The sequence below is a fragment of the Streptomyces sp. SID14436 genome, from assembly GCF_010548465.1.
Lineage (GTDB): Bacteria > Actinomycetota > Actinomycetes > Streptomycetales > Streptomycetaceae > Streptomyces.
In genome coordinates this window covers 1-2,995 of sequence record NZ_JAAGMD010000565.1, presented here as the reverse complement: position 1 = coordinate 2,995, position 2,995 = coordinate 1, and the positions used below count along the sequence as shown (strand labels likewise).

Annotated in this window: 3 protein-coding genes; 1 reads left to right on the top strand and 2 read right to left on the bottom strand. The window is 74.2% G+C overall.

Annotated elements, in window-relative coordinates; all coding sequences use genetic code 11:
• Positions 1 to 45: 45 nt before the first annotated feature.
• Positions 46 to 1,215: a lactate 2-monooxygenase gene (locus G3I53_RS19760; RefSeq protein WP_164337708.1), complete on the bottom strand. Its 1,170-nt coding sequence runs from the start codon at positions 1,213 to 1,215 to the stop codon at positions 46 to 48.
• A 68-nt stretch (positions 1,216 to 1,283) separates the two neighbouring features.
• Complete coding sequence (locus G3I53_RS19755) at positions 1,284 to 1,979, bottom strand: alpha/beta hydrolase (protein ID WP_164337709.1); 696 nt, start codon at positions 1,977 to 1,979, stop codon at positions 1,284 to 1,286.
• Between the two features lie 386 nt (positions 1,980 to 2,365).
• On the opposite strand from G3I53_RS19755, the gene G3I53_RS19750 reads away from it, so the two are divergent.
• Positions 2,366 to 2,800, top strand: coding sequence for a subtilase-type protease inhibitor (locus G3I53_RS19750; protein ID WP_164337710.1), 435 nt, complete (start codon positions 2,366 to 2,368; stop codon positions 2,798 to 2,800).
• Positions 2,801 to 2,995 lie beyond the last annotated feature (195 nt).

Here is a 2,995-nt window from a genome sequence, read left to right as displayed (position 1 = left end):
GGACTCCGCCCGGGCGCCCGGCCGTCGGGCGTGCCGGAGGCCGGGTCAGGCGGGGGCCGTCACGAGGTCGCCGGGTCCCACCGTGCCCGGCCCGGCGTGCCCCGACAGCGCCAGCGTCAGGTCCAGTTCGGCGAGCAGGCACCGGACGACATGGTCCACGCCCGCCTCCCCGTCGAGGGCCAGCCCGTACACGTAGGGCCGCCCCAGCAGCACCGCCCGCGCGCCGAGGGCGAGCGCCTTGAACACGTCGTCGCCGGTGCGCACCCCGCTGTCGAACAGCACGTCGAGCCGGTCCCCGACGGCCTCGGCCACGCGGGGCAGCGCGTCCGCCGCCGCGACCGACCCGGCCACCTGACGGCCGCCGTGGTTGGACACCACCACGCCGTCCATCCCGGCGTCGGCCGCGAGCCGGGCGTCGTCCGGGTGCAGGATCCCCTTCAGCACGATCGGGCCGTCCCAGTTCTCCCGCAGGAACGCCAGGTCCGGCCAGGTCTTGGCGGGGTCGGAGAACATGCCGACGAAGTGCATCACCGCCGCGTTCGGGTCCTCGTGGACCGGCTTGGCGAGCCCCGCCCGGAACGCCGGGTCGGTGAAGTAGTTGGCCGTGCCCACTCCGTGGAGGAACGGCAGGTACGCCTGGTCCAGGTCGCGCGGCCGCCAGGACAGCAGCGGAGTGTCCAGCGTGACCACCAGAGCGGTGTATCCGGCCGCCCGTGCCCTGGCCAGGAAGCTCCGGGCGACCTCCACGTCCTTCGGCCAGTACAGCTGGAACCAGCGCTCCGCCCCGCCCATGGCCTCGGCGACCTCCTCCATCGGGGTGCTGGACGCCGAGGAGAGCACGAACGGCACGCCGCGCGCGGCGGCGGCGCGGGCCGCCGCAGGTTCCGCCCCGGGGTGCATGATCGACAGCACCCCGACGGGAGCCAGCGCCAGCGGCGCCGGCAGCTCCCGGCCCAGCACCCGTACGGACAGGTCCCGTTCGTGCACGTCGCGCAGCATGCGCGGGACGATCCGGTGCCGGTCCAGGGCCGCCCGGTTGGCGCGGGCCGTGCTGCCGTCGCCCGCGCTGCCCGCCACGTAGCCGATTGGGCCGGGGCCGAGCCGCTGCTCGGTCAGCTGTTCGAGCCGGGTCAGGTCCGTCGGCAGCCGGGGGACCGCACCCGTCATCCCGTTCAGGTAGATCTCGTACTGGAAGTCGGCCCAGTGTCCGGCCATGCGTCCGTCCCGCCTCTCCTCGTCCGTCGGCCGAGCGTCGGATGCTCGTGCCCGACCGTATCCGCCCGTCAGGCGCGCGCGGCCGACTCGTGCAGGATCCGGGCCAGTTCGCGGGGGCGGGAGAACATCGGCCAGTGCCCGGTGTTCATGCGGACCAGCTCCCAGCGCCCGCCGGCCAGGTGCGCGGCCGCGGCGGGCGGCGGGTCCTCCCCGTCCAGCAGGCACTTGACGTAGGTGGTCGGGAGGTCGCCGGGCGAGCCGTCGAGGACGGCCGGTCCGGTGAGCGTGGCGCCGGGGTGCGGGGTCGCCCGGGCGAGGATGCGGGCGATCCGGTCGTCCGTCAGGCCCTGCCCCGCGAACTCGCCCGCGGGCGGCGGCGGCCAGACGCCCCCGTGCTCGGCGATCGACCGGCGGACCTCCTCGCTGGGCCAGCCGGACAGGAACGACTCCCCGTGGACCGGCACGTTCGCGTCGACGTACACCACCCGGGACAGGCGGGCGCCGATCCGCTCGGCGGCCTGTCCGACCGGGACGCCGGCGTAGCTGTGCCCGACGAGCACGACCTCGCCCGGTCCGAGCCGGTCCACCTCGGCGACCACGTCCCGCACATGCGTCTCCTGGTCCGCCGGGACGCCGCCGCGCCCGGCGAGCCCGGACAGCGTCGGCGCCCCGACCTCGTGCCCCCGCGCCCGCAGTTCTGCGGCCACCTCGTCCCACGCCCAGCCGCCCAGCCAGGCGCCCGCCACCATCACGTATCGCGTCATGCGCCGGACGCTAGTGCCGGGCGCTGACAACGCGGCCGGTCCGGCGGCGGGCGGTCCGATCCCTGCCCGGTCGAGGGTGATCTCCTCATGAACACAAGGCGTCGCGGTATGGACCACCGACGGCAGAATCGGAATGTTTCAGGCCGATTAACGGGCGGCGGGATTTCGGCCGACTGGCCACTTCGCGCACCCGGTAACCGCTTGATTACCGCGTTGAAGCCCTTCCGCTTGGTGACTTCGCGCCACTGATTCAACACGCAATGTTACTGAAACCCGCAGGGTCGACGTGTCTTTCCGCTGCGGACTCGGCAGACTCCCGCTCGCCGGTCCTGCACCGACCGAGCACGGACCGGCGATCGAACGAAACGAGCGGAAGGATGCACACAATGCGGAACACCGCGCGCTGGGCCACCACCCTCGGCCTCACGGCCGCAGCCGTCCTCGCACCCCTCACCGGGGCCGCGCAGGCCGCACCGGGAACCGGCCCGTCCGCGCTCTACGCCCCCTCGGCCCTGGTACTGACCATGGGTCACGGCGAGAGCGCGCAGAGCGTGACACCGGAACGCGCGGTCACCCTGACCTGTGGCCCCGGCTCCTCGGGCAGCCACCCCGCCGCCGCCTCGGCCTGCGCCGACCTCGACGGCGTCAGCGGCAACCTCGACGCCCTGAGCATGCGGCCGGGCGTCTTCTGCACCAAGCAGTACGACCCCGTGGTCGTCACCGTCGAGGGCGTGTGGCAGGGCCGGCGGGTCTCCTACGAGCGGACCTTCGGCAACGAGTGCGTGATGAACGCTCACGGTTCGAGCGTCTTCGCGTTCTAGACCGGGATCGCACGGTTCCCGTGACCGCGCGGTGGCCGCAGATTGGGGAGTGCGAGCACCCCGCGGAGACGTGCGATCTCGCGCAAGGAAGCCGGCGGGCGGAGTGGGGCCGCCCGCCGGCCTCCGGCATTCCGGGGCCGGGCGGCCCGACGGCCGCCCGGCCCCGAGGCGTCGGCGGCCTCCCAAAAGCGGCGC

Bases quoted from the DNA above. Each gene is read 5' to 3' on its own strand.
- G3I53_RS19760 (WP_164337708.1), bottom strand. From the start codon at position 1,215: ATGGCCGGACACTGGGCCGACTTCCAGTACGAGATCTACCTGAACGGG.
- G3I53_RS19755 (WP_164337709.1), bottom strand. From the start codon at position 1,979: ATGACGCGATACGTGATGGTGGCGGGCGCCTGGCTGGGCGGCTGGGCG.
- G3I53_RS19750 (WP_164337710.1), top strand. From the start codon at position 2,366: ATGCGGAACACCGCGCGCTGGGCCACCACCCTCGGCCTCACGGCCGCA.